This is a genomic window from Sorangium sp. KYC3313, assembly GCF_052075895.1.
In the GTDB taxonomy this organism is placed as follows: Bacteria; Myxococcota_A; Polyangia; order Polyangiales; family Polyangiaceae; genus Sorangium; species Sorangium cellulosum_B.
Genome location: NZ_CP197255.1, coordinates 250,223 through 271,483 on the forward strand (window position 1 = coordinate 250,223; position 21,261 = coordinate 271,483).

18 protein-coding genes and 1 pseudogene are annotated in these 21,261 nt (G+C 72.0%); 15 read left to right on the plus strand and 4 right to left on the minus strand.

Features of this window, described 5'->3' with window-relative positions; translation table 11 throughout:
• The first annotated feature begins 19 nt into the window (after positions 1 to 19).
• From ACSRUE_RS01000 to ACSRUE_RS01045, 10 genes and pseudogenes are all read left to right on the plus strand, one after another.
• Complete coding sequence (locus ACSRUE_RS01000; protein WP_441289387.1) at positions 20 to 2,377, plus strand: DUF2169 domain-containing protein; 2,358 nt, start codon at positions 20 to 22, stop codon at positions 2,375 to 2,377.
• Positions 2,374 to 4,386, plus strand: coding sequence for a pentapeptide repeat-containing protein (locus ACSRUE_RS01005; RefSeq protein WP_441289388.1), 2,013 nt, complete (start codon positions 2,374 to 2,376; stop codon positions 4,384 to 4,386). Before ACSRUE_RS01000 ends, ACSRUE_RS01005 begins: the two co-directional genes overlap by 4 nt.
• Positions 4,387 to 4,430: 44 nt before the next feature.
• Positions 4,431 to 5,171 carry a DUF3540 domain-containing protein gene (locus ACSRUE_RS01010; RefSeq protein WP_441289389.1) on the plus strand — a complete coding sequence of 247 codons (741 nt, stop codon included), beginning with the start codon at positions 4,431 to 4,433 and terminating at the stop codon, positions 5,169 to 5,171.
• A gap of 12 nt (positions 5,172 to 5,183) precedes the next feature.
• Positions 5,184 to 5,597 (plus strand): DUF4150 domain-containing protein, encoded by a 414-nt coding sequence (locus ACSRUE_RS01015; RefSeq protein ID WP_441289390.1) that lies wholly within the window; start codon positions 5,184 to 5,186, stop codon positions 5,595 to 5,597.
• Between the two features lie 30 nt (positions 5,598 to 5,627).
• Positions 5,628 to 6,503: a transglutaminase family protein gene (locus ACSRUE_RS01020; RefSeq protein WP_441289391.1), complete on the plus strand. Its 876-nt coding sequence runs from the start codon at positions 5,628 to 5,630 to the stop codon at positions 6,501 to 6,503.
• Positions 6,504 to 6,644: 141 nt separating this feature from the next.
• Entirely contained in the window at positions 6,645 to 6,815 is a 171-nt protein-coding gene (locus ACSRUE_RS01025; protein ID WP_441289392.1) for a hypothetical protein, read from the plus strand.
• Between the two features lie 508 nt (positions 6,816 to 7,323).
• Positions 7,324 to 8,307 (plus strand): TauD/TfdA dioxygenase family protein, encoded by a 984-nt coding sequence (locus tag ACSRUE_RS01030; protein ID WP_441289393.1) that lies wholly within the window; start codon positions 7,324 to 7,326, stop codon positions 8,305 to 8,307.
• On the plus strand, positions 8,304 to 9,155 hold the full coding sequence (locus ACSRUE_RS01035; protein WP_441289394.1) for a dienelactone hydrolase family protein: 852 nt from the start codon (positions 8,304 to 8,306) through the stop codon (positions 9,153 to 9,155). Before ACSRUE_RS01030 ends, ACSRUE_RS01035 begins: the two co-directional genes overlap by 4 nt.
• 241 nt (positions 9,156 to 9,396) lie before the next feature.
• On the plus strand, positions 9,397 to 10,209 hold the full coding sequence (locus tag ACSRUE_RS01040) for a dienelactone hydrolase family protein (RefSeq protein ID WP_441289395.1): 813 nt from the start codon (positions 9,397 to 9,399) through the stop codon (positions 10,207 to 10,209).
• Between the two features lie 125 nt (positions 10,210 to 10,334).
• A pseudogene (locus tag ACSRUE_RS01045) lies at positions 10,335 to 11,192 on the plus strand (alpha/beta fold hydrolase); the annotation flags it as partial.
• 35 nt (positions 11,193 to 11,227) lie between these two features.
• On the opposite strand, the gene ACSRUE_RS01050 reads toward ACSRUE_RS01045, so the two are convergent.
• From ACSRUE_RS01050 to ACSRUE_RS01060, 3 genes are all read right to left on the minus strand, one after another.
• Positions 11,228 to 11,704 carry a DUF2059 domain-containing protein gene (locus ACSRUE_RS01050; protein WP_441289396.1) on the minus strand — a complete coding sequence of 159 codons (477 nt, stop codon included), beginning with the start codon at positions 11,702 to 11,704 and terminating at the stop codon, positions 11,228 to 11,230.
• Positions 11,705 to 11,825: 121 nt separating this feature from the next.
• Positions 11,826 to 12,644, minus strand: coding sequence for an MOSC domain-containing protein (locus tag ACSRUE_RS01055; protein ID WP_441289397.1), 819 nt, complete (start codon positions 12,642 to 12,644; stop codon positions 11,826 to 11,828).
• An 82-nt stretch (positions 12,645 to 12,726) separates the two neighbouring features.
• Complete coding sequence (locus ACSRUE_RS01060) at positions 12,727 to 13,710, minus strand: hypothetical protein (protein ID WP_441289398.1); 984 nt, start codon at positions 13,708 to 13,710, stop codon at positions 12,727 to 12,729.
• Between the two features lie 79 nt (positions 13,711 to 13,789).
• Between ACSRUE_RS01060 and ACSRUE_RS01065 the strand changes: the two genes are divergently transcribed.
• The 3 genes from ACSRUE_RS01065 to ACSRUE_RS01075 all read left to right on the plus strand — a co-directional run bounded on the left by ACSRUE_RS01065 (position 13,790) and on the right by ACSRUE_RS01075 (position 16,467).
• Positions 13,790 to 14,446 carry a ferritin-like domain-containing protein gene (locus tag ACSRUE_RS01065; protein WP_437715035.1) on the plus strand — a complete coding sequence of 219 codons (657 nt, stop codon included), beginning with the start codon at positions 13,790 to 13,792 and terminating at the stop codon, positions 14,444 to 14,446.
• Between the two features lie 380 nt (positions 14,447 to 14,826).
• Positions 14,827 to 15,165, plus strand: coding sequence for a four-helix bundle copper-binding protein (locus ACSRUE_RS01070; RefSeq protein ID WP_437297157.1), 339 nt, complete (start codon positions 14,827 to 14,829; stop codon positions 15,163 to 15,165).
• 180 nt (positions 15,166 to 15,345) lie between these two features.
• Positions 15,346 to 16,467: a DUF4185 domain-containing protein gene (locus tag ACSRUE_RS01075; RefSeq protein ID WP_441289399.1), complete on the plus strand. Its 1,122-nt coding sequence runs from the start codon at positions 15,346 to 15,348 to the stop codon at positions 16,465 to 16,467.
• A gap of 558 nt (positions 16,468 to 17,025) precedes the next feature.
• Here the strand turns inward: ACSRUE_RS01075 and ACSRUE_RS01080 are convergent.
• Positions 17,026 to 17,946 (minus strand): transposase, encoded by a 921-nt coding sequence (locus ACSRUE_RS01080; RefSeq protein ID WP_441293047.1) that lies wholly within the window; start codon positions 17,944 to 17,946, stop codon positions 17,026 to 17,028.
• Between the two features lie 506 nt (positions 17,947 to 18,452).
• Between ACSRUE_RS01080 and ACSRUE_RS01085 the strand changes: the two genes are divergently transcribed.
• Positions 18,453 to 19,418, plus strand: a complete 966-nt coding sequence (locus tag ACSRUE_RS01085; protein ID WP_441289400.1) for an AraC family transcriptional regulator — start codon at positions 18,453 to 18,455, stop codon at positions 19,416 to 19,418.
• Positions 19,419 to 19,635: 217 nt separating this feature from the next.
• Positions 19,636 to 21,180 (plus strand): IMP dehydrogenase, encoded by a 1,545-nt coding sequence (locus ACSRUE_RS01090; RefSeq protein WP_437762243.1) that lies wholly within the window; start codon positions 19,636 to 19,638, stop codon positions 21,178 to 21,180.
• Positions 21,181 to 21,261: the final 81 nt, after the last annotated feature.

Here is a 21,261-nt window from a genome sequence, read left to right on the forward strand (position 1 = left end):
GCGCGCGTCGAGAGCTGCCATGAAGATCATCAACCCCACGCCCACCACGTTCGCCGCGGTCTCGTGGCATATCCGGCCCCCGCAATGGGACCTGTGCCTGATCGCGAAAGGCACCTACCGCCTCGTGCCCGGCGAGCCGGCGATCCCCGCCGGCGCCCCGGAGCCGCCGCTCGGCGACGCGCACGAGGGCGACGATCCGCGCGGGGCGCTCCTGCATGCGTCCGACTTCGCCCCCTTCAAGCCGAAGGCGGATCTCCTGCTGACCGGCAAGGCCCACGCGCCCGGCCGCCGGCCCGTCAGCTCCCTGCCGGTGAGCTTCGCCGTCGGCAAGGCGTCGCTCACGCTGCAGGTGACCGGCGACCGGTACTGGACCGATCCGGCCGCCGGCAAGCGCACCGACCCGCAGCCGTTCGTCGAGATGCCGCTCGGCTATGACCGCGCCTTCGGGGGCCCGGGCTTCGCGGCCAACCCGGTTGGGCGCGGCGTGTTCGACCCGGGCGAGCGCGATCTCCGGCGACGGCCGCTGCCGAACATCGAGGATCCGCGCGCGCCGGTCGACTCGCCCGCGGCGCGGCCGCCGCCCGCGGGCTTCGGGCCGCTCGCCGCCGCCTGGGCGCTGCGCGCGAGCAAGCTCGGCACCTACGACGAGCGCTGGCTGAAGCAGCGCTGGCCCTTCTTCCCCGACGATTTCGACTGGAGCCACTTCAACGCGGCCGTGCCGGCGCTCCAGGCCGAGTACCCGCGCGGCGACGAGGAAATCGTCTGCCACAACCTGCACCGCGCGCGGCGCGACTACCGCGCGCGCCTCCCCGGCGTCCGGATCCGCTGCTTCCTCGACGAGCTCGCGGGCGGCGCGGAGCGCTTCCGCGAGGTGCAGATGCACCTCGATACGGTCCGGGTCGACATGGAGGCCGAGGCGCTCATCCTCGTGTGGCGCGGCCATGCGCCCGTCTCCGCCGAGGACCACCCCGAGGTGCGGCACGTGCTCCTCGAGAGCGAGCCGCTCGGCGAGGGCCGCGTCGCGGCCGCGCGCTACCGCGAGCGGCTCGCGCTCGCGCTGCTGGAGGCGCGCCCTGCCGTGGCGGAGGCGCCCGCCGCGGCGGCGCCGCCCGGCAACGACAACGACGGAGCGTCTCCCCTGGCCGGCGTCGACGACGCCGAGCTCCTCGCGCAGATCCGCGCGACGCTCGAGCGGGGCGGCGCCCCCGCGGCGCTCGTGGCCTCGCTCGGCGCGTCGGTCAATGGCCCGCGCCCGCCCGGCGCGGAGCTCGAGGCGTGGCTGGGCCAGCTCGGCGGGGATCCGGCGCAGCTCGACGAGATCCTGCGGAAGAGCCGCGAGCAGATGAAACAGGCGCTCGAGGCCGGGGGGCACGACCCGGCGCAGCTCGACGCGCTGGACCGCGAGGACGAGGCGCGGGACCGGGCAGCCACGGAGCGCGCGGCGCCGTGGACGCGCGAGCGCGTCGAGCTCTGCCTGTCGATCCGCGAGAGCATGGCGGGCGCCGATCTCTCCGGGCTCGACCTGTCGGGGCTCGACCTCAGCGAGGCGAGCCTCGCGCGCGCGCTGCTCGCCGGCGCCGACCTGACCGGCGCCCGCCTCGCCGGGGCCGACCTCGACGGCGCGACGCTCGCTCGCGCCAGGATGGCGGGCGCGTGGCTCCCGGCGGCCAGGCTGAACGACGCCGACCTCTCCGGCGCCGACCTCGCGGGCGCCGACCTGACGGGCGCGGCGCTCGGCAAGGCGCGCCTCGACCGCGCGGCGCTGCGCGGGGCCGTCCTGACCGGCGCGGCCGCGGCCGGCGCCTCGTTCCTCGAGGCCGACCTCACCGGAGCGCGGCTCGACGGCGCGCAGCTCGCCGGCGCCCGCCTCGCGCGCGCGGCGCTCGACCGCGCGTCCTTCGTCGGCGCGGCGCTCGAGGGCGCGAGCCTCGAGGGGGCGCACGGCGAGGCGGTCGACCTGCGCGGCGCCGACCTGCGCGGGCTGCGCGCCTCGGAGCACACCCGCCTGCCGCGCGCCCAGGCGCGCGGCGCCCGCGCCGACGGCTCGCGCTGGATGCACGCCGACCTCACGGGCGCCGACCTCGCGCTGTCGAGCCTGCGCCGCGCGGATCTCGGCCGGGCCGAGCTCGGCGGCGCCGACCTGCGCGGCGCCGACCTGGCAGGCGCCGACCTGACGCGGGCGCGGCTCGGCGGCGCCCGCCTCGAGCGGGCGAACCTGCACGAGGCTCGCCTCGAGGGCGCCGACCTGCGCGACGCCGACCTGCGCGGCGCAGGGTTGTACGAGGCCGCCCTGTGGCAGGCGCGGCTCGAGGGAGCCGATCTCACGGGCGCGCAGCTCGCGTCCACCCTGCTCACCAGCGATCGAGGCGCGACGTGACCGGCGCCGTCGCCACCTCCGCGGGCTTCGCGCGGGACAAGGACGATCTCCTCGCGCGCCTCGACGCCGGACCGCTCGATCCGCCGATGCTCGTCGGCCTCGACCTGCGCGGCGTCGACCTCGCGGGCCGCGATCTCTCGGGCGTGCTCTTCAACGGCGTCGACCTGAGCGACGCGCGGCTCGCCGGCGCGCGGCTCGCCGGCGCCGTCTTCCTGGCCGTCACGCTCCGCGGGGCCGATCTGTCGGGCGCGCGCCTCGAACGCGCGGTGCTCGCGCGCCACGTGCGGCTCACCCGCGACGCCGCGGCCGCGACGCTGCCGCTCGAGGCCGATCGCGACCTCGGCGCCGAGTCCGTCGAGGCGCTGCGCGCCGCCGGGTACGCGGGATATGCCGCCGGGGCCACGTCGCTCGCCGGCGCATCGCTCCGCGGGGCCGATCTGTCGGGCGCGCGCCTCGAGGGCGTGGATCTCGCCGGCGCCGATCTCTCGGCCGCGACGCTGATCGGCGCCGCGCTCGCGGAGTGCGCTCTCGACGGCGCGCGCCTCGACGGCGCGACGCTCCGCGAGGTCGAGCTCGACCGCTGCGCGCTCGCGGGCGCGAGCTTCATCGACGCCGAGCTCGCCGCCGTGACGCTCATCGGCGTCGCGCTCGGCGCGCTCGACCTGTCGCGCGCGCGCCTCGTCCGCGGGCTCCGCGTTCCGAACCAGGACCTCCGCGGCGCGGCGCTCCCGCGCGACCTCGCCGGCGGCGACCTCACGGGTGCGAACCTCGCCGGCGCGGACCTGTCCGGCTTCGACCTGCGCGGCTGCAAGCTCGACGCGGCCGATCTCGACGGCGCGCAGCTCCCGTCCGCGGCGCTCGGCGGCGCCTCGCTGCGCGGCGCCTCGCTGCGCGGCGCGCGCCTCGCCGGCGCCACGCTGAGCGGGGCCGACCTCGAGGGCGCCGTGCTCGAGCGCGCGAACCTCGACGGCGCCCGGCTCGACGGCGCAGGCCTCGAGGGGGCCGACCTCACCGGCGCCAACCTGTCGGGCTGCGATCTCTCGGGCGCGCGCCTGCGCGGCGCGCGCCTGCGCGGCGCGCTGCTCGCGGCCGCCGTGCTGCGCGGGACCGAGCTCACGGGCGCCGATCTCGCCGAGGCGTCGCTCCAGGACGCCGCGCTCGACGGCGCGGATCTGCGCCGCGCGCGCCTCCCGGGCGCCCGCCTCGCCCGGGCCGAGCTCACCGGCGTCGATCTCTCGGACGCCGACCTCGCGGGCGCCGATCTCTCCGAGGCGCGCATCGCGGGCGGGCGCCTCCGCGGCGCGAACCTGTCCGGCGCGCGCCTGCACGGCGCCACGCTGAAGCGCGCGCAGCTCGCCGGCGCCGCCCTCTCCGGCGCGGATTTCGGGGGGGCCTCGCTCGAGGGGACCTCGCTGCTCGGGCTCGATCTCCGGGGCGTGCGGCTCGCCGGCGCGCGGCTCGCGAGGAGCTCGCTCGTCGAGGCGAAGCTCGGCGGGATGGATCTCGCGGGCGCGGTGCTCCGCGACTGCGACCTGTCGCGCGCGGACCTCCGGGACGCGCGGCTCGACGGGGCCGATCTGGTGCAAGCGAGCCTGGCCGGCGCCCAGCTGGGCGGCGCCTCGCTCGTCTCGGCGCGCCTCGGGGTCGCGAACCTGACCGGCGCCAGCCTCCGGGGCGCGCGGCTCACCGGCGCGGATCTCTCCCGGGCGTGCCTTGACGGCGCCGCGCTCGCGCGCGCCGATCTCGGCGGCGCGCGGCTCGACGAGGCGATGGCGCGCAAGGCGGATCTGAGCGGCGCGCGGCTCGAGGGCGCCTCGCTCGTCGGCGCGGATCTGTCGCACGCCGACCTGTCGGGCGCCGATCTGTCGGGCGCCGATTGCCGCGGCGTGAACCTGCACCGAGCGGCCACCGCGCACGCGCGCTGGGACGGCGCGAAGCGCGAGGGCGCCCGCGGGACCGATCCGGATCGTGCCCGCGCCGAGGACTGGCGCCCGCCCACGCTGTTATGAACGGCCGACGACGGCCGCGAAGCCACGACCCGAGGACCACCGCCATGCCCACCGCTGCCCTCCCTGCTCTCTCCGTCGAGCCCCCGCTCTCCGACGCGCGCCCCGAGGGGCTCCCCGACGGCGCGCCGCGCGCGCCGTGCGCGCTGTCTGAGGAGCGCCCGCTGCGCATCGTGGCGCGCGCGGGCGCCTCGGCGTCGATCGTCGAGCGCGACGGCCACGAGGTCGTCGCGGTGCACGACCGGGCCGGCCGGCTGCTCTTCGAGTACGACGCGGAGACCGGTCGGGGCAGCCTCGTCGCGGCGGGCGGCCTCTCGCTCGCGGCGCCCGGGGGCGACATCGATCTCGTGGCGGGCGGCGCCATCCGCTGCTGGGCGGCCGGCGAGATCGCCATCGCGAGCCGGAGCGGCGCGACCCTGAGCGCGCGCGCCGGCGAGCGCGGCGCGACGGTGCAGGTCGCGCCCGGGCGCGTCACCCTGGCCGGGGAGGCGCTCGCCGCCGTCGCCGAGCGGGGCGACATGCGCATCGCCGAGGCGCGCTATGAGGGGCGGGCGCTCACCGCCGTGCTGGAGCGGGCGCACACCACCGTGGGCAAGATCGAGTCGATCGCCGGGCGGGTGATCGCGCGGGCGGGGGATCTCTTCCAGGAGGTGCGCGACCTGCACCAGCTCCGCGCCGGGCGGGTGCGCGCGCTGGTCGAGGACGTGCTCGAGCTGCGCGGGCGCGAGGTATCGGTGGACGCGCGCGAGGACGTGAGCATCGATGGCCAGCGGATCAACCTGGGTTAGGAGGGCGCGGCGATGTTCCCTGTAACCACGACGCAGGCCGGGATCTGCCAGGCCATGCCGGACACGTGCAAGACCCCTGCGCCGCCTGGTCCGCCGGTGCCGCTGCCGTACCCGAACGTGGCGATGTGCAACCAGGCGGTCCCGAGCACCTGCGCCCTGAAGGTGCTGGTGGAGGGCAAGCCGGTGCTGACGAAGCAGAGCGAGATCCCGATGTCGACCGGCGACGAGGCCGGCGCTGCCGGCGGGGTCGTCAGCGGCAAGATCAAAGGCGAGGCGATGTTCCGCAGCTTCTCGGCGAAGGTGAAGGCCGAGGGCAATCCGGTCGTGTTCCACGCGTGCACGGTGGCGCAGAACGGCAAGAGCCCGAACATGCCCATGGGCGTGCAGGTCGCGCCGTCGCAGGCGAAGGTGATGGTGAGCGGCTGAGAGGCCGCGCGGCTGGCGGAGGGGGTCCACGTGGCGGCGCGTCGTTACCGCGTGGTTCACCGCAGCCGGTACGAGCTCGGGGCCGAGGGCGCGGTCGCGTGCCGGCTGGAGGCGCACCTCACCCCGCGCGCGCTGCCGCATCAAGCGGTCGAGTTTCACCAGCTCGTTGTGCGGCCATTGCCGCGCTCGAGGCGGGTCGAGGAGGACGCCTTCGGCAATCTTTGCGCGCGAATAGAGGTCTGCGGGAGCTTCGGCGCGATCGATGTCACGGCCCTCAGCGTGGTGCGCCTCTGCGAGGAGGCGGCGGGCGGCGCCGGTGATCTCGGGGACGACTGGCGGGCGGTGGCGGTGCGCACGGCGGCCGCCGCGGCGGAGGACCCGGCGCTGCGCGCGCTCGTGGAGGGGACGGCGCGCGCGCCGCGGAGCGGCGCGATGGCGGACTACGCGCGGGGGTGCTTCCGGGAAGGCCTCCCGCTCGGCGGCGCGCTGGAGGAGCTGGTCGACCAGATCGGACGGGATTTCACCTTCACCCCAGGCGTCACCGCCGCGGACACCGGCATCGCCGTCTTCTGCGAGCTCCGGCGCGGCGTCTGCCAGGACTTCGCGCACCTCGCCGTGGCGTGCTTGCGATCGATGGGCCTCGCGGCGCGTTATGCGAGCGGCTACGTGGCCGGCTCCGCCTCGGCGCCGGCGCGCGCCTCGCACGCGTGGGCGTCGGTGTGGTTGCCGTCGGGCGGCTGGCACGACCTCGATCCGACGCTCGGGCGCCTGGGCGCGCCCGGGCACATCGTGCTGGGCTACGGACGCGACTACGATGACGTCGCGCCCCTCAGGGGCACCGCCGAGGGCGCGCGCGGCGCCCGGCTGCGGACGGAGATCGTGGTGGCGCCGCAGGAAAGCGAATGACGTCGCGCCGTTTGCACGAGCGGGTCGCGCGTACCCAGCCGAAAATCGAAAGGAGCTCGAACAACGATCGAGGTTGCCGGACCAAACGCCCTCGTGACGGGCGGGAGGTCGCTCGATGAGACCGTGGACTTCCTCCTGTAGATGGGCGCGTCGGCCGCGGCGCCGCGCGAGGTGAGCCCCACACCGGAGGTCGTCGACCGCGTGCGAGCCGCCGTGCGCGAGGCGGTCGCGCCGCACGACGGCCCGGGGGGCGTGCACATGGCGAGCGCCGCGTGGATCGTCACGGCGGCAGTGGACTTGACGCCTCCCTGACGCCCTTCCCGCTCGTCAGCACACCCATATCGTTCAAACGCCTGGATCCCTGTCTGATGTTCGACGGAACCGCCGAGAGGGCCATCAAGCTCTACGAGAGCGCGCTCGGGGCGAAGCGTGAAGGCGTGATGCGCTTCGGTGATGTGCCGGGCGACAACCCATCTCCCGAGAGCAAGGACCGGATCATCCACGCCACGCTGCACATCGGTCCTGGCGTCATCATGGTCAGCGACACGATGCCCGGCGCGCCGGCCGCAAAGGGGAGCAACACCGAGGTTGCTTGCACTTCGGCGATATCGCGGAGAGGACGAAGGTGTTCGACGCGCTCGCCGCGGGCGGCGACGTCACGATGCCCCGGCCACCTCGGTCCCCCGCCAAACGGACTTCCGCACGCGCGCCCCGCCCCGTGCGTCCCCGCGCGCACGCCGCCGCTCGCTCCCTGGCACGGCGCCCGCATACCGACCGTCACGAAGGACGTGGCGGGGGGGGGACCACGCGGAGAAGATCCATGAGCCAGAGAGCATCCGATCAAGCCATCCAGGTGAAGCCGCTCGCAGGGCACATCGGCGCCGAGATCCACGGCGCCGACATCTCGAAGCCGCTGCCCGATGAGGCCGTGGCGGCCATCCGCGCGGCGCTGCTGAAGTGGAAGGTCGTCTTCTTCCGGAACCAGCCGCTCGGCCACGCCGAGCAGATCACCTTCGCCGCGCGCTTCGGCGAGGTGACCTACGCCCATCCGCACGAGGACGAGCCGTTCGACGAGCACCCGGAGATCCTCGCCATCGACAGCCGCCGCTACGATCGCCGCTACGGCAAGCGCTTCAGCTACGAGAACCGCTGGCACACCGACGTCACCGCGGCCGTGAACCCGCCGGCGGCGTCGATCTTGCGGGCGCATATCCTGCCGCCCTACGGCGGCGACACGACCTGGACGAACCTCGTGGCAGCCTACGAGGGGCTGTCCGCGCCGATACGTGCGCTTATCGACGGCCTGCGCGCCGAGCACCGCTTCGGGCTGCGGTTCGCCCCGCAGGACCAGGACAGCCCGTACCTGCGCAAGGTGCGCGAGAACCCGCTGATCTCGATCCACCCCGTGGTGCGCGTCCACCCCGAGACCGGCGAGCGGGCGCTGTTCGTCAGCCCGGGCTTCACCAGCCACATCGTCGGGCTGTCGCCGCGCGAGAGCAGCGCGATCCTCGATCTGCTCTTCGAGCAGATCAGCCGCCCGGCGTACACCGTGCGGTTCCGGTGGGAGCCGGGCAGCATTGCGTTCTGGGACAACCGGGCCACGGCGCACCTGGGGCCGCAGGACCTCGGGCACCTCGATGTCGAGCGCGTCCTCTACCGGGTGACGCTGACCGGAGACATCCCGGTGGGGGTCGACGGGGTCCGCTCCGAGATCGTGGCCGGTGAGCCGTTCGGCAAGCGGCCCCCGAGCAAGCCAAAGCCCGCCCGCAAGGACAAGGCGCCCGAGGCGGAGGTGCAGGCATGAGCGCCGCGAGCGCAGGCGTCGAGAGGACGTCGTTCGAGGGGCCCGACGGGCCGGTGGAGGCGGTGCAGGTCCGCCCGGCGTCGCGCGGGCGCTCGCCGGCGCCGGCGGTGCTGATCCTCCACGAGGGGCTGGGGCTCACGGTCCATACGATCGAGCTGGCAAGGCGCTTCGCGCAGGAGGGGTACCTCGCGTTTGCGCCGAACCTGTATTCGCACGACGCGACGCACCGGACCTTCACCGAGGCGGAGGTGGCCCGGGGGGTGAGCCTGCTGCGCGCGGCCGACCGCGACGGGGTGGTCGCGCGGTTGCCGGCGGACGAGCAGGAGCGGCTGAAGAAGGTGTTCGCCTGGTTCGGTAGCCGCGACACGTCGACGTACCTGCCCGACGCGAGGGCGGCGGCGGCGCACCTCATCGGCCGGTCGGACGTGCGGCCGGGGGGCGTCGCCGCCGTCGGCTTCTCGCTGGGCGGAGGGCTCGTGGCGCAGCTCGCGGTCGCAGGCGTGGCGCTCACGGCGGGCGCGGTGTTCTATGGGCAGGCGCCGGCTCTGGAGCAGGTGAAGAACGTGCGGTTTCCGCTGCAGGTGCATTATGCGGAGGAGGATCCGGCGATCACCCCGAGGGCGCCAGCGGTGGGGGAGGCGTTCAGGGCTGCGGGGCGAGAGCTGATTTCGTTCGTGTATCCTGGGACGCGCCACGGGTTCTTCAACGAGACGCGGCCGGCGTACCACGCCGACGCGGCGCAGCTCTCGTGGCGGCGTACGCGGGAATTCTTCGCCGAGCGCACCGGCAACGTCGCGCAATGGCGGCCGCAGGCCGTCGCCGGCGAGGGTGCGCGCGCTGCGGGGTAGCTGCGGCTCCGTCGCTGGCACATCTGGCACCTCAACCTGTGGCACCTCAACCTGGGTCGGCACCTCAACCTGCGGAACCTCAACCTGGGTCCGGAACCTCAACCTGGGTCGGAATCTCGACCCTCGAACCTCAACCTGGGTCGGGTCGGAACCTCAACCTGGGTGGGAATCTCGACCCTCGAACCTCAACCTGGGTCGGGTCGGTCCCACCTCATGGCACGGAGGCTGCTAAGCGCCCCCCATGACCGCCTCCACGCCCATCGCCGAGAGCAACGCTCCGAAGCCCATCCATACCGACGAAGCCGGACTCATCGCCGGCGCGATCACCCTTCCCGCGCCCGCCGGTGACCTCCCCGGCTACCGCGCCCACCCCGCCTCCGGTGGCCCCTTCCCTCTGGTGCTGGTGATTCAGGAAATCTTCGGCGTCCACGAGCACATCCGCGACGTGGTCCGTCGCTTCGCGCACCGCGGCTACTACGCCCTCGCCCCGGATCTGTTCGTTCGGCAAGGCGATCCGAGCCACCTCCGCACCATCGACGAGCTCCGGGCTCTGGCGGGCCGCGTGCCCGACCGGCAGGTGCTCTCGGACCTCGATGCGAGCGTGGCCTTCGCCGAAGCGTCCGGAAAGGCCGACGTCCGCAAGGCGGCCGCGGTCGGCTTCTGCTGGGGCGGCCGCATCACGTGGCTGTACGCCGCGCACAACCCGGCGCTGAAGGCGGCGGTGGCCTGGTACGGACGCCTGACCGGCGATCGGACCGAGGCCCAGCCCAAGCACCCGATCGACGTGGCGAGCGCGCTGCTGGCGCCCGTGCTGGGCCTCTATGCCGGACAGGACCAGGGAATCCCCCTCCCGATGGTCACCGCGCTGCAGGAGGCGCTCCGTGCAGCGTCCGAGACCGGCAGCGCGCCCGGCGCCGCGCACTCCGAGATCCGGGTCTACCCTGACGTCCCGCACGCCTTTTACGCCGACTACCGGCCGAGCTACCGGCCGGAAGCCGCCGCCGACGCCTGGCAGCGCCAGCTCGACTGGCTGGCACGACACGGCGTCGCCTGACGGCGACCGGCCGCGACAGCGCCCCGGCGATCCCTGCTGCCCCGGCAACAAGCTGCGCCTCCACTGCTACTCCTTACGCACCCCCGACCGCGCCACCGCGCCCCGCGATCGGATACCCGAACGCGGTGCGCGCCAGGATCCGAGACACCGAGCTCTACCTCGACGTCGGGGGCATGGGCCTCGTCCCCGACGGCCCGCGGATGCGCGAGAAGCCGGTGATGTTCGTCGTACATGACGGACCTGGCGCAGATCACTCCTTGAACAAGGGCGTGATGACGCCGCTCGCCGACCAGGCGCAGCTCGTCTACTTCGATCATCGCGGACAGGGCCGCTCCGCGCGCGGGCCAAAAGCAACGTAGACCCTCGAGAACAACGTCGAGGACATGGAGGCGCTCCGCCTGCACCTCGGCCTCGATCGTACCGTGGTGATGGGCACTTCCTATGGCGGCATGGTGGCCATGGCCTATGCGCTCGAATACCAGCGGAACATCTCTCATCTCATCCTGGTGGCCACGGCGGCCAGCGATCGCCTCATGGACAGGGCGAAGCGGATCATCGCGGAGCGCGGCACGGAGCAGCAGAGAGCGGCGTGCGAACGCCTCTGGGCCGGCGAGATCGAGAGCGACGAGCGGTTCGCCGACCTCCTCCAGATCATGGGGCCGCTCTGCTCGACCACCTTCGATCCACAGAAGGCGACCGGGGCCCGCGCGCGCACCATCTACAACGTCGACGCGTGGAACGTCGGCCTGGAGGGGTTCGTGCGGAGATTCGATTTCACGCCGCGCCTCCCCGAGATCGCGGTGCCCACGCTCGTCATCGCCGGCCGACACGACTGGATCTGCCCACCCGATCTCTCGGAGGAGATAGCGCGGCTCATCCCGGGCGCGGTCCTACGTATCTTGGAGCGCAGCAGCCGCTGGGTGCGCGCCGACGAGCCGCGGGCGCTGCTCGATGCCATCGCCGGCTTCCTGGCCCAGAGGCGGCAGCGCGCAGAGCGCACCGCCGAGCGCCGCGCCCTCTACTGGATCCCGGCCTTCTTCATCGCCGCCGGCATCCGCTGGACGATGACCGTCCCGACCTTCTTCCCCACCTCGCCGCTGATCTCCGGGAGGAGCTTCGCGGCCTTCTTTCCGACCGGCGTGCCGTAGAACTTGATGAGCTCCTTCAGCTCATCGGCGGTGAACTTCCCCGCATAGATCTCGACGTTCCACTGGACGAGCTCGTCGTACGGCAGCACCTCGGCGACCACCGCCTTCAGCTTGCTGGCGTCCCTGGCCGAGATCTTCGCGCCCGCTTGCTGCATCGAAGCTCCCATGTTGGTCATCAGCTGATCGAGGAGCGCATTGTAGACGTCCTTCGGCATCACGAGGTGCGTGAGCTCCAGGGCGAGCTTCTTCTCCGCCTCTCCGGCGTACGCGCTGCCGAGCGACACGAAGGAGAGCAGGGTCACAGCGGCGAGCGAGACGATCCATGAACGAAGCGCGTGCTTTTTCATGGACCCTTTGTATCACGACCGCGCCGCGATCCGCGCCGCGCAGGCAGGCCCGCCGCGTCCCCTCCCCGGCGCCGCCGCGACATCTGAGGAGCCGCCGCGCAGGCGCCGTTCGGGCGCTCGGTCACACGACCGTCACCTCGTCCCCCACGTGCAACGTGCCGGCTTTCGTCTCCTGGATGTAGTTCTGTCCGAAGTTCACGTCGCTGGGCTTCTGCGCGTCGCGCCGGTACGTGGCCAGCGTACGGAGCGGCTCCGGGCCGCGCTCTGCGGTGCGCTGGTCGGTCGTGGTGACGACGCAGCGGGCGCACGGGCCGCCGGCGCGGAGCACGAGATCTCCCATGCGGACGCGGCCCCACCGGTCCTCGTCGAACGCAGCGCAGCCGCTCACGACGAGGTTGGGCCGGAAGCGATCCATCGGCAACGGCGCCGCGCCCCGGCCCTCGAGGTGAGCGTTCAGATCGGCGAGGGAGGCCTCGGAGATCACGAGCAGCGGGAACTCGTCGGCGAACGACACGACGTCTCCCGGGCCTGCCACCGAGACCTTGAGGACGGGCCGCCGGAACGCCTCGCCGATGCGGACGAGCCGCCCCGGGTGATCCAGGACGCCGCTGAGCCAAGCGGCGGCTTCGTCGCCGCAATCCTCGGCCAGGAGGCCGCTGCTGCGCCAGACCTCGACCGTGAGCAGGCGCGCGCCCTCGGCCCTGCGCGGCACGGAGATCGACGGCCGGCCGGCGAAGCCGAGCGTGAGCGCGCTCTCGGAGAGCTGCGTCTCGATGAGCGCCATGCGCGGCAGCGGGCGCTGCGTGAGGGGCTTCCCCTCGGGGTCGACGATCATGAACCGCCGATCGCCCGCGAGCCCGAGCGCGTCGACGGCGGCCGCGTCGACCGCGAGGCCCCGGCAACCTTTGACGGGATAGATGTGGATCGCGGAGAGTCGCATTGCGGAGCTTATAACACCCCTCGCGCGCTCGACGCCCGGAGAAGCGCGGCGCGCACGTTCCGAGCGCTCGCGCTCCCCGTCGTCATGCCACGGCGCCTCCCTCCGCCGGTATCCCGAGCACCTGCCGCAGGTCCATCCCCACGACGACGTCGGCGTTCTGCTGCACCCATTCGACGAGCGCGGGGCGCAGGGCGCGCGCGATCTCTTCCTTGACGAGCCCTTCCACGACGCTCGGCCCGAGGCGCTGCGGGTCGAGCGCGACGCCGCCGCCCGCGACCAGGGCGCCGAACAGCCGCACGAGCGACTCGGCGCCCGCTGCCTGGCCTGCCGCGCCGAGCGGCTCGACCCGCTCGACGGCGATCTCGCCGCCGCGCTTCACGACGAAGCGACGGACGTCGGCCTGGTCGACTCCCCCCTTGTGGAGCACCGCCGAGGAGCAGTCGACCTCGATGCGCTGCACGCGCGGCGCGGTCTCGATCTCCTGCCGCGTGCCCTCGATATCGACGCTGGCCGCGATGGTCGCGCCGGCCGGGATGCGGAACCCGTCCGAGCCCACCCCGCCCGCGAGCTCCTGGTGCAGCGTCAGCCGCGCAGACAAGCGGGCACCCCGCACGGCCGTGCTGCTGCCGGCCTCGAGGTTCGAGAGCACCTGACGCACCGTCACGACGAGATCGGGGTCGCTGGTGGGGTCGTACGGGGGCATGGCCATGGGCGTCGACGTGACCAGTCCGCGCATGAAGGCGCGCGCCTCGTCCTCCGCCGATCCCTTTCCGACCCGGACGAGCCCTCCCGTGTAAAAGACGTTGGGCGTCATCGCGCCTGAACGGAAGTCGTACTCGACCTGCTGGAGCCCCATGTCGCCGAGCGGCGGCGGCAGGTCGATGACGAGGTACGGCTCGAAGATGATCCGGAGGAGCGCCGGCGCGAGCGTCAGGCGGAGCGCCGTCGCGCTCGACGTGGCGAGCGCGGCGATTCCGGTGCGCCTGAGGACGGTGCGAGCGGGGAGGTCGAACGAGATCGAGACCGACTCGAGATCGATCCACGACGGCAGGAAGCACCAGGCCATTCGAGGAGGGTACACCCACCTGGCCGCCGGAAGCGCGGCCTATTGACCCGCCGCACGGGGCGCGCCCATCATGTCCCGCATGAAGCCAGAGGAATTCCTCGACGAGCTCGACCGCAAGGTCGGTGAGCGCCTCGCCCACATCGGCGCAGTGGCCCGCGCGGCGGAGCCGGCGAGCGGCGTCGGCATCCCGGCGCTGCTCGCGACCGCGCTCAAGAAGGAGCTCGAGGCGACCGAGGAGGCTGCGCTCTGGCTCACCACCGAGACCGACGTGGAGGTGAAGCTCGCCCTCGCCCGCCAGTGCGGCGACGAGGCGAGGCACTACCGGCTCATCGCCGAGCGGCTCCGCGCGCTCGGCGTCGACCCCGCCGCAATCCCGGCGAAGTTCGGGCCGCCCACGCCGATGTTCGGGTACTTGAAGGGGCTCGGCTCCACGGTCGAGCGCGTCGCAGCGGGCCAGTTCACGCGGGAGGCGCTCGCGAAGGTGCACAACCAGGCGTTCATCGATTACTGTGAGTCGCAAGGCGACGCCGAGACCGCGCGCCTTTACCGCGAGGTCATCCAGCCGGACGAGGGCCATCACCACGAGATGGGCCGGCGGCTCCTCACGCGCCTCGCGGTCACCGAGGAGGCCCAGGCGCTCGCGCGCGCCGCCGCGATGCGCACGCTCGAGATCGCCGAGGAGCTCCAGGAGATCGCCCGCCTGAAGATGGGTATCTGCCGCGCGCCTGGGTGCTAGTGTTCAGGCGCGGTCCTGGCGGACCGCCAGCGGCTCGATCCAGCCGCTCCGATGCGGTTCGTCGATCTGACCGTCGATGTCCGGGCGTCGATCGCGAGCTAGCGTGTCGTGGAGTCGCGCTGTCACGCAGAGAGAGCGACCAGGGCGGGAGCAGCCGTTCGGGCGGGGCGTTCTCGCATGCCTCGCGGCGTCCCGGCTGTCCGCGAGGCGCGTTCGGGACACGGCGGTCTCTGCGTCGGTCGCTGTTCCGAGGCCTATATGCGGGATGGCCCGACATGCGAAAGCCATCGAATCCATGCACCCTCCAGATACCGAAGTTGCCGCCTTGTCGCGAGGTTTCCTCGCGGCGAGAGGCGGCCAGCTGGGTCAAGGGGGTTCTCATGATCAAGTTTCCGGGGGACAGATCGTTCCGGGAGGTGGCCCGGTTCACCCAGGATTGTGGTTCGATCTGCACGCACGCGGCTCAGTATTGCCTCGAGATGGGAGGCTCTCACGTGAGCGCCCCGCACATGCGGCTGCTCCAGGACTGCGCCGACATCTGCGAGGCGACGTCGAAGCTCCTCCTGCGCAGCTCGCCGCAGATCACGCAGATGATGAGCGTGTGCGCGAGCCTCTGCGAACAGTGCGCGGCGAGCTGCGATAAGCTCACTGGTGATACGCAGATGAAGACGTGCGCTGACGAGTGCCGCCGCTGCGCTGCCGCCTGCCGGCAGATCTGAGGGCGGCGGAGACATCGTGGTCTTTCGGACCGTGAGCCGAGCAGCGGAGTAGCTTCCCTCGCCTCTTGCGGATCGCCGCCATCCTCCCCGCCAGAGCCCTCGCGCGCGGCGGCCCGTCGGCGCCGCGGTCGCGCGTGGTCCGGCGGCGGGGTTCTGGCTCCCCATGGTACCCTCGCGCGCATGCGTTATCGAAGGACCATGGGAGCCGCCGGGTTCGCTCTCCTGTGCGCCGGGTGTGGCGGGGACGCGCCCGAGGCTGCGGTGCGCGCGGTGCGCGACCTGGGTGCGCTGGAGTTTGCCCCGTCGATTCGAGGGCGGGACGGCGGCTACAGCGCGCGGTGGGGCGACCGATCGGTGTGGGTGTTCGGCGATACGACCCTGGAGAAGCCAGGGGAAGACGGAGCGCTGTGGAGGTCGAGCACCTTCTGCGCGACCGACGATCTGGATGCGTCGGATGGGCTCTCGTCGCTCACCGAGCCGCTCGACGGGGCCGGCGCGCCGCGGGAGTTCCTGCCGTTCACCGAGGAGGAGCTCGAGTTCAACCTCACGCACTCCGACCCTCGGGCGGAGGAGACGTGCGAGGAGGATTGCGGAGCGCGCTATGCGCTGTGGCCGGGCCCCATCGTCGTCGACGAGGCGACCAGCCGTGCGCTCGTCTTCTACAGCAAGGTGACGGGGCGGCTCGGGGCGTTCGACTTCGACATGCGGGGTTCGTCGGTCGCGGTCTGGGAGAGCTTCGATGCGCCCCTCGCACGCCCGGAGGTACGCCCGGGCGCTGCGGAGCCGACGCTCCTCTTCGGTGCGGCTGAGCCCTCGCTCACGTCGGCGGCGCTCGTCCGCGAGGGGATGCTCTACGCCTACGCCTGCGCGTGCTCGGGTCTCACGTGCCCGTGCCTCGTCGCGCGCGCCGCGCTCGCGGAGGCAACGGAGCGCGACGCGTGGCGGTTCTTCTCGGACGGGCGCTGGGTGGAGGGTCATAAGGAGGCGGAGCCGGTCATGGCGGGGGCACCGATGATGTCGGTGCATTGGAACGAGCACGTCGGCAGGTACATCGCGCTGTACAGCGAGCCGGTATCGTCGGAGATCTCGCTCCGGACGGCGCCGGCGCCGGAGGGCCCATGGTCGGACAGCGCGGTGGTTTTCACCGCCGAGGTGCCGCCTACCCCGGAGGCGTGGCCCTATGCTGGGCTCGTGCACGCGGAGCTCGCGCGGGAAGGAGGGCGGGTGGAGTACGTGACGTACTTCCGGGAGACTGGGTTCCTGGAGGGAGAGATCCGACTCGTCGAGCTGGAGCTCGAGTAGTAGGCGACCCGACCCAGGTTGAGGCCTGCGACATGCAGTAGTAGGCGACCCGACCCAGGTTGAGGCCTGCGACATGCCGGACGCCGGAACCCCGATCCGACCCAGGTTGAGGCCTGCGAGCCGACCCAGGTTGAGGCCTGCGAGCCGACCCAGGTTGAGGCCTGCCCAGGTTGAGGCCTGCCGGCCTGACCCAGGTTGCGACCTGCGACCTGCGGCCTGCCGGAGACCGCCCCACCAGGTAAAGAGGGGCAGCTGAAGACGGTCGAACCGGGTTGAGACGACCTGGCTCGGTCGACCATCCGCCATGAACCTAACCCGAATGGCCCCAGCCGGATCGCTCCATCAGCTGGGCAGGTCTACTTCACCGGCACCCAAGGTGCCATTCGCTCAGACCCAGCCGCCCCCAACCTCAACGCGGTTTCGCGCCAGCCCAGCGCGGCAACTCATCCCCAGCGACACCTGAACGCTGCCGCTCGCTTCACCTACCCCTGACGGACCTTCCCCACGACGGCGCCTTGGCCCGCCCCGCTGTGGCGCTGTGACGCACCGCCGATGTGCTTACATCGTGAGCACGACGTCCGCCACGCTGGCGCCATGATAGATGCGCATCCACCACGTCCCCGCCGGGAAGACGGCGCTTCGTACCCCGGCACGCCATCGTTCGAGCGCCGCACGGTACGACGCACGAAACGCTCGCACAGCGGCACCAGCGATTCGCCGTGCATCGCCCTGGTTACGGCCGACGGCAAACGTCGGATTGCGATCGCGCAGCGCCTCGAAGCTCGTCGCGCGGCTGTAAGGGGAGACCGTGCTGGCACCTTTGTTGCCTAATAATCGGAGCCCTTGCCGCTGCAACTCCGCATGGGCTTGCGTTTCCTGCCGCTCGAGCTCGACCGCGACTTCACGGCGAAAGCCTTCTGCGTTGTCGTGCTCGATGGCGGGTGGTAGCGCGAGCGAAAGCGTTGCTTCCTCCGGCCACTGCCGATTCTCTGGATCAAGATACACGGAGGGACGCGCTGCACGGAGAACGCCACCGCCGAGCTCGCTCACATCCGACTTGGCCCCCGGCCACTGGTGCGCGTGGCGGACGAGGCCAGCGGCTACGGGGTTCGCGAGGACGTAGGCGATCTTCTCCACCATAGCCGCGCGCGTCAGCAGCCGCACCACGCTCGTGGGTTCGTGGTCCCACACCGGCCCTTCCCACGTGCGGAGGACCTTCGTTCCAAGCGCAACGATGCGGTGAAAAAACTGCAAGAAGCGCGGCAAAACGCCTTGCACATCGGTCACGACGAGGTGCAGATGCGTTGACATCGCGCAAAGAGCGTGGACTTCGATGCCAAATCGACGGGTCGAAACGGCGAGAGAGTAGACCAGGAACTGGGTGAGGGCAGCATCCGGGCGGAGAAGGAGATGCCGGCGCAGGACGCGACGGGTGATGAGGTAGGTGGCGCCGGGAGCGATCTCGCGAGGCTGGCTCATGGCCGGGGCATACGAACAAATGCCGTACCAGGGATCGCGATCAATCATTTCAATGACTTATGCCGGCGCGACGGGTACGACGGGTGGCGGCCGCCACGTGGTCCGCCACCTGGACCGCTGTCGCAGCGACGGCTGCTAGCCTTGGCGCCATCGGATAGCCGAACCTCCGGCTCACACAAACCGAGGCGCGCACCCCAGGTTGCGCGCAACCCGGGGGGTGCGCGCAACCGGGGTGTGGTCGACTGGCCTCGACCGCCGTCGGTCGCAACCCGGGTGTGGTCGTCTGCCCGATCCCCTCAACCTGGGTGCGGTCGTGCCCAACCTGGGTGCGGTCGTGCCCAACCTGGGTGCGGCCGTGCCCAACCTGGGTGCGGTCGTGCCCCCCTCAACCTGGGTGCGGTCGTGCCCCCCTCAACCTGGGTGCGGTCGTGCCCCCCTCAACCTGGGTGCGGTCGCGGTCGCCGAGGCACTTTTTTCTGCAACCAGCCATCAGCTACCCTCCGCCTGTGGCAACGTCCGACAGGAGCCGCGCCGAGTACCAGCGGCGGGTCAACCGCGTGGTCGACTACATCCAGGCCCATCGCGCGGAGGACCTCTCCCTCGACACGCTGGCCGCTGTGGCGGCGTTCTCGCCGTTTCACTTCCACCGCGTGTTCAAGTCCATGACGGGCGAAAACCTTCGCGAGTTCATCCAGCGGACGCGCCTCGAGACCGCGGCGAGCCACCTCGTGCAGCGGCCACGCGCCGACATCCTCGAGATCGCCCTCGAGAACGGCTTCAGCTCGGCGAGCGCCTTCGCGCGCGCCTTCAAGGAGCGCTTCGGCATGAGCGCGTCCGCCTGGCGCAACGGTGGCGCCACGGACGCGCGCAAGGCGCGGCAAGCGGATCGCAAGCCGGGTCAAGTCGAGCGCAACCCGTGCAAAGCAGCGGCCTGCGCGCCCGACCAAGATGCCTCCTCGTCGGGCACGGACGCCCGCCAAGACGAGGAGGAGATCATGAACGTGACCGTGAAGACCCTGCCGAGCTACCACGTGGCCTATGTCCGAAACGTCGGCCCCTATGGCCCGGAAGGGAGCGTCGGCGAGGCCTGGCAGCGGCTCGTCCGCTGGGCGAGCGCCCGCGATCTGTGGACCCCGGACCGCATCTGCCTCAGCATCGCGCACGACAACCCCAAGGTCACCGAGCCTGCGAAGTGCCGCCTCGACGCCGCCATCGTGATCCCGCAGGGCTTCAAGGCGGACGGCGACGTCAACGTGACCGACATCGCCGGCGGCAAGTACGCCGCGGGCGCGTGGGTCGGCGACGCGCGCACGATCGGCTCCGCCTGGGACCAGCTCTTCGGGAAGTGGCTCCCTGAGAGCGGCTATCAGCCCGACCATCGGCCCTGCTTCGAGCTCTACCAGGGCGAGTTCCACGATCCCAAGACCAACAACTTCCGCTGCGAGCTCTGCTTGCCCGTGCGCCCGCTCTAGCTCCGGCCCCCAGGGAGCCCGGTCATCCTGCCCGGGCTCCGCTCCTGCACCGCCTCGCCGCAGCGCTGGCGGGCGGCCGGGCCCCCGGTCGCCTCGCCCCACGCGCCGCCCTTCAGAGCCCGCCGTTGCCCCGCAAATCATCGATATTACACGACCTTTACGGCAGATCGGCGCCGCTCGCGTTTGACAGCCGGGGCTCCTTGCACTAGGAGCCGACATGGCATTCATCTACGATGAGCCGAGCAGGACGTTTGGCGAGTACCTGCTCGTCCCGAATCTGACGACGAAGGACTGCGTCCCCGCGAACGTCGATCTCACGGCCCCTGTCGTCCGGTTCAAGGCCGATCCGGGCGCGACGCCGCCGGATCCGAGGCTCGCGCCGCTCACGATCAGCGTGCCGATCACCAGCGCGATGATGCAGTCGGTCTCGGGCGCCGATCTCGCGATCGCGCTCGCGCGCTGCGGCGGCCTGTCGTTCGTGTACGGCTCGCAGGGCATCGAGGAGGAAGCCGCCATGGTGCGGCGCGTGAAGAACAACAAGGCCGGGTTCGTCGTGAGCGACTCGAACCTGCGCCCCGACGCGACGCTCGGCGACGTCCTCGCGCTCACCGATCGCACGGGCCACTCCACGATTGCGATCACCGAGGACGGCACGCCCACGGGCAGGTTCGTCGGCATCATCACGAGCCGCGATTACCGGCTCGGCAAGACGCCGCTCAGCACGCCGGTGCGCGAGATCATGACGCCGTTCAAGTCGATCCACTGCGGCAAGGTCGGCCTCGATCTGCAGGAGGCGAATGAGCTCATCTGGCGTCACAAGCTCAACACCCTGCCCGTCATCGACGAGCGACAGCACCTCCAGTACCTGGTGTTTCGCAAGGACTACGAGTCGCACCAGGCGCACCCGCTCGAGAACGTGGATCACGAGAAGCGCCTCATCGTCGGCGCCGGCATCAACTCGCGCGACTACAGAGAGCGCGTGCCGGCGCTGGTGGAGGCGGGCGCCGACGTGCTCTGTATCGACTCGTCGGACGGCTACTCCGAGTGGCAGGGCGACACCATCGCCTTCGTGAAGTCGCTCGGCAAGCCGGCCTATGTCGGCGCCGGCAACGTCGTCGATCGCGAGGGCTTCCTCTACCTGGTCGAGGCCGGCGCCGACTTCGTCAAGGTCGGCATCGGCGGCGGCTCGATCTGCATCACGCGCGAGCAGAAGGGGATCGGCCGCGGCCAGGCGTCGGCCGTGATCGAGGTGGCCAAGGCGCGCGACGAGTACTTCCAGCGGACCGGCGTCTACGTCCCGATCTGCTCCGACGGCGGCATCAGCCAGGACTACCACATCACGATCGCCCTCGCGATGGGCGCCGACTTCGTCATGATGGGCCGCTACTTCGCGCGCTTCGACGAGTCGCCCGGGCGCAAGGTCCGCGTGAACAATCAGTTCATGAAGGAGTACTGGGGCGAAGGGAGCAACCGCGCGCGCAACTGGCAGCGCTACGACCACGGCGATACCAGCAAGAAGAAGGATCAGCTCGAGTTCGAGGAGGGCGTCGACAGCTACGTGCCGTACGCCGGCAAGCTGAAGGACAACCTCGACGTCACCCTCGCCAAGGTGCGCTCGACGATGTGCAACTGCGGCGCCACCTCGCTGCGCGACCTGTACATGCGCGCGCGCCTGACCGTCGCGTCCGCGGTGAGCATCCACGAGGGCGGCGTCCACGACGTGATGCTGAAGGACACGCGCGGCAACACGCGCGAGCCCTGAGCTGCGCAGGCCTCCCGCGCCGACCGTCCCCCGGGCGCCCCGGGGCGCGCGCTCCGGTCGACGAAGCAAGCCCTCGTGTCG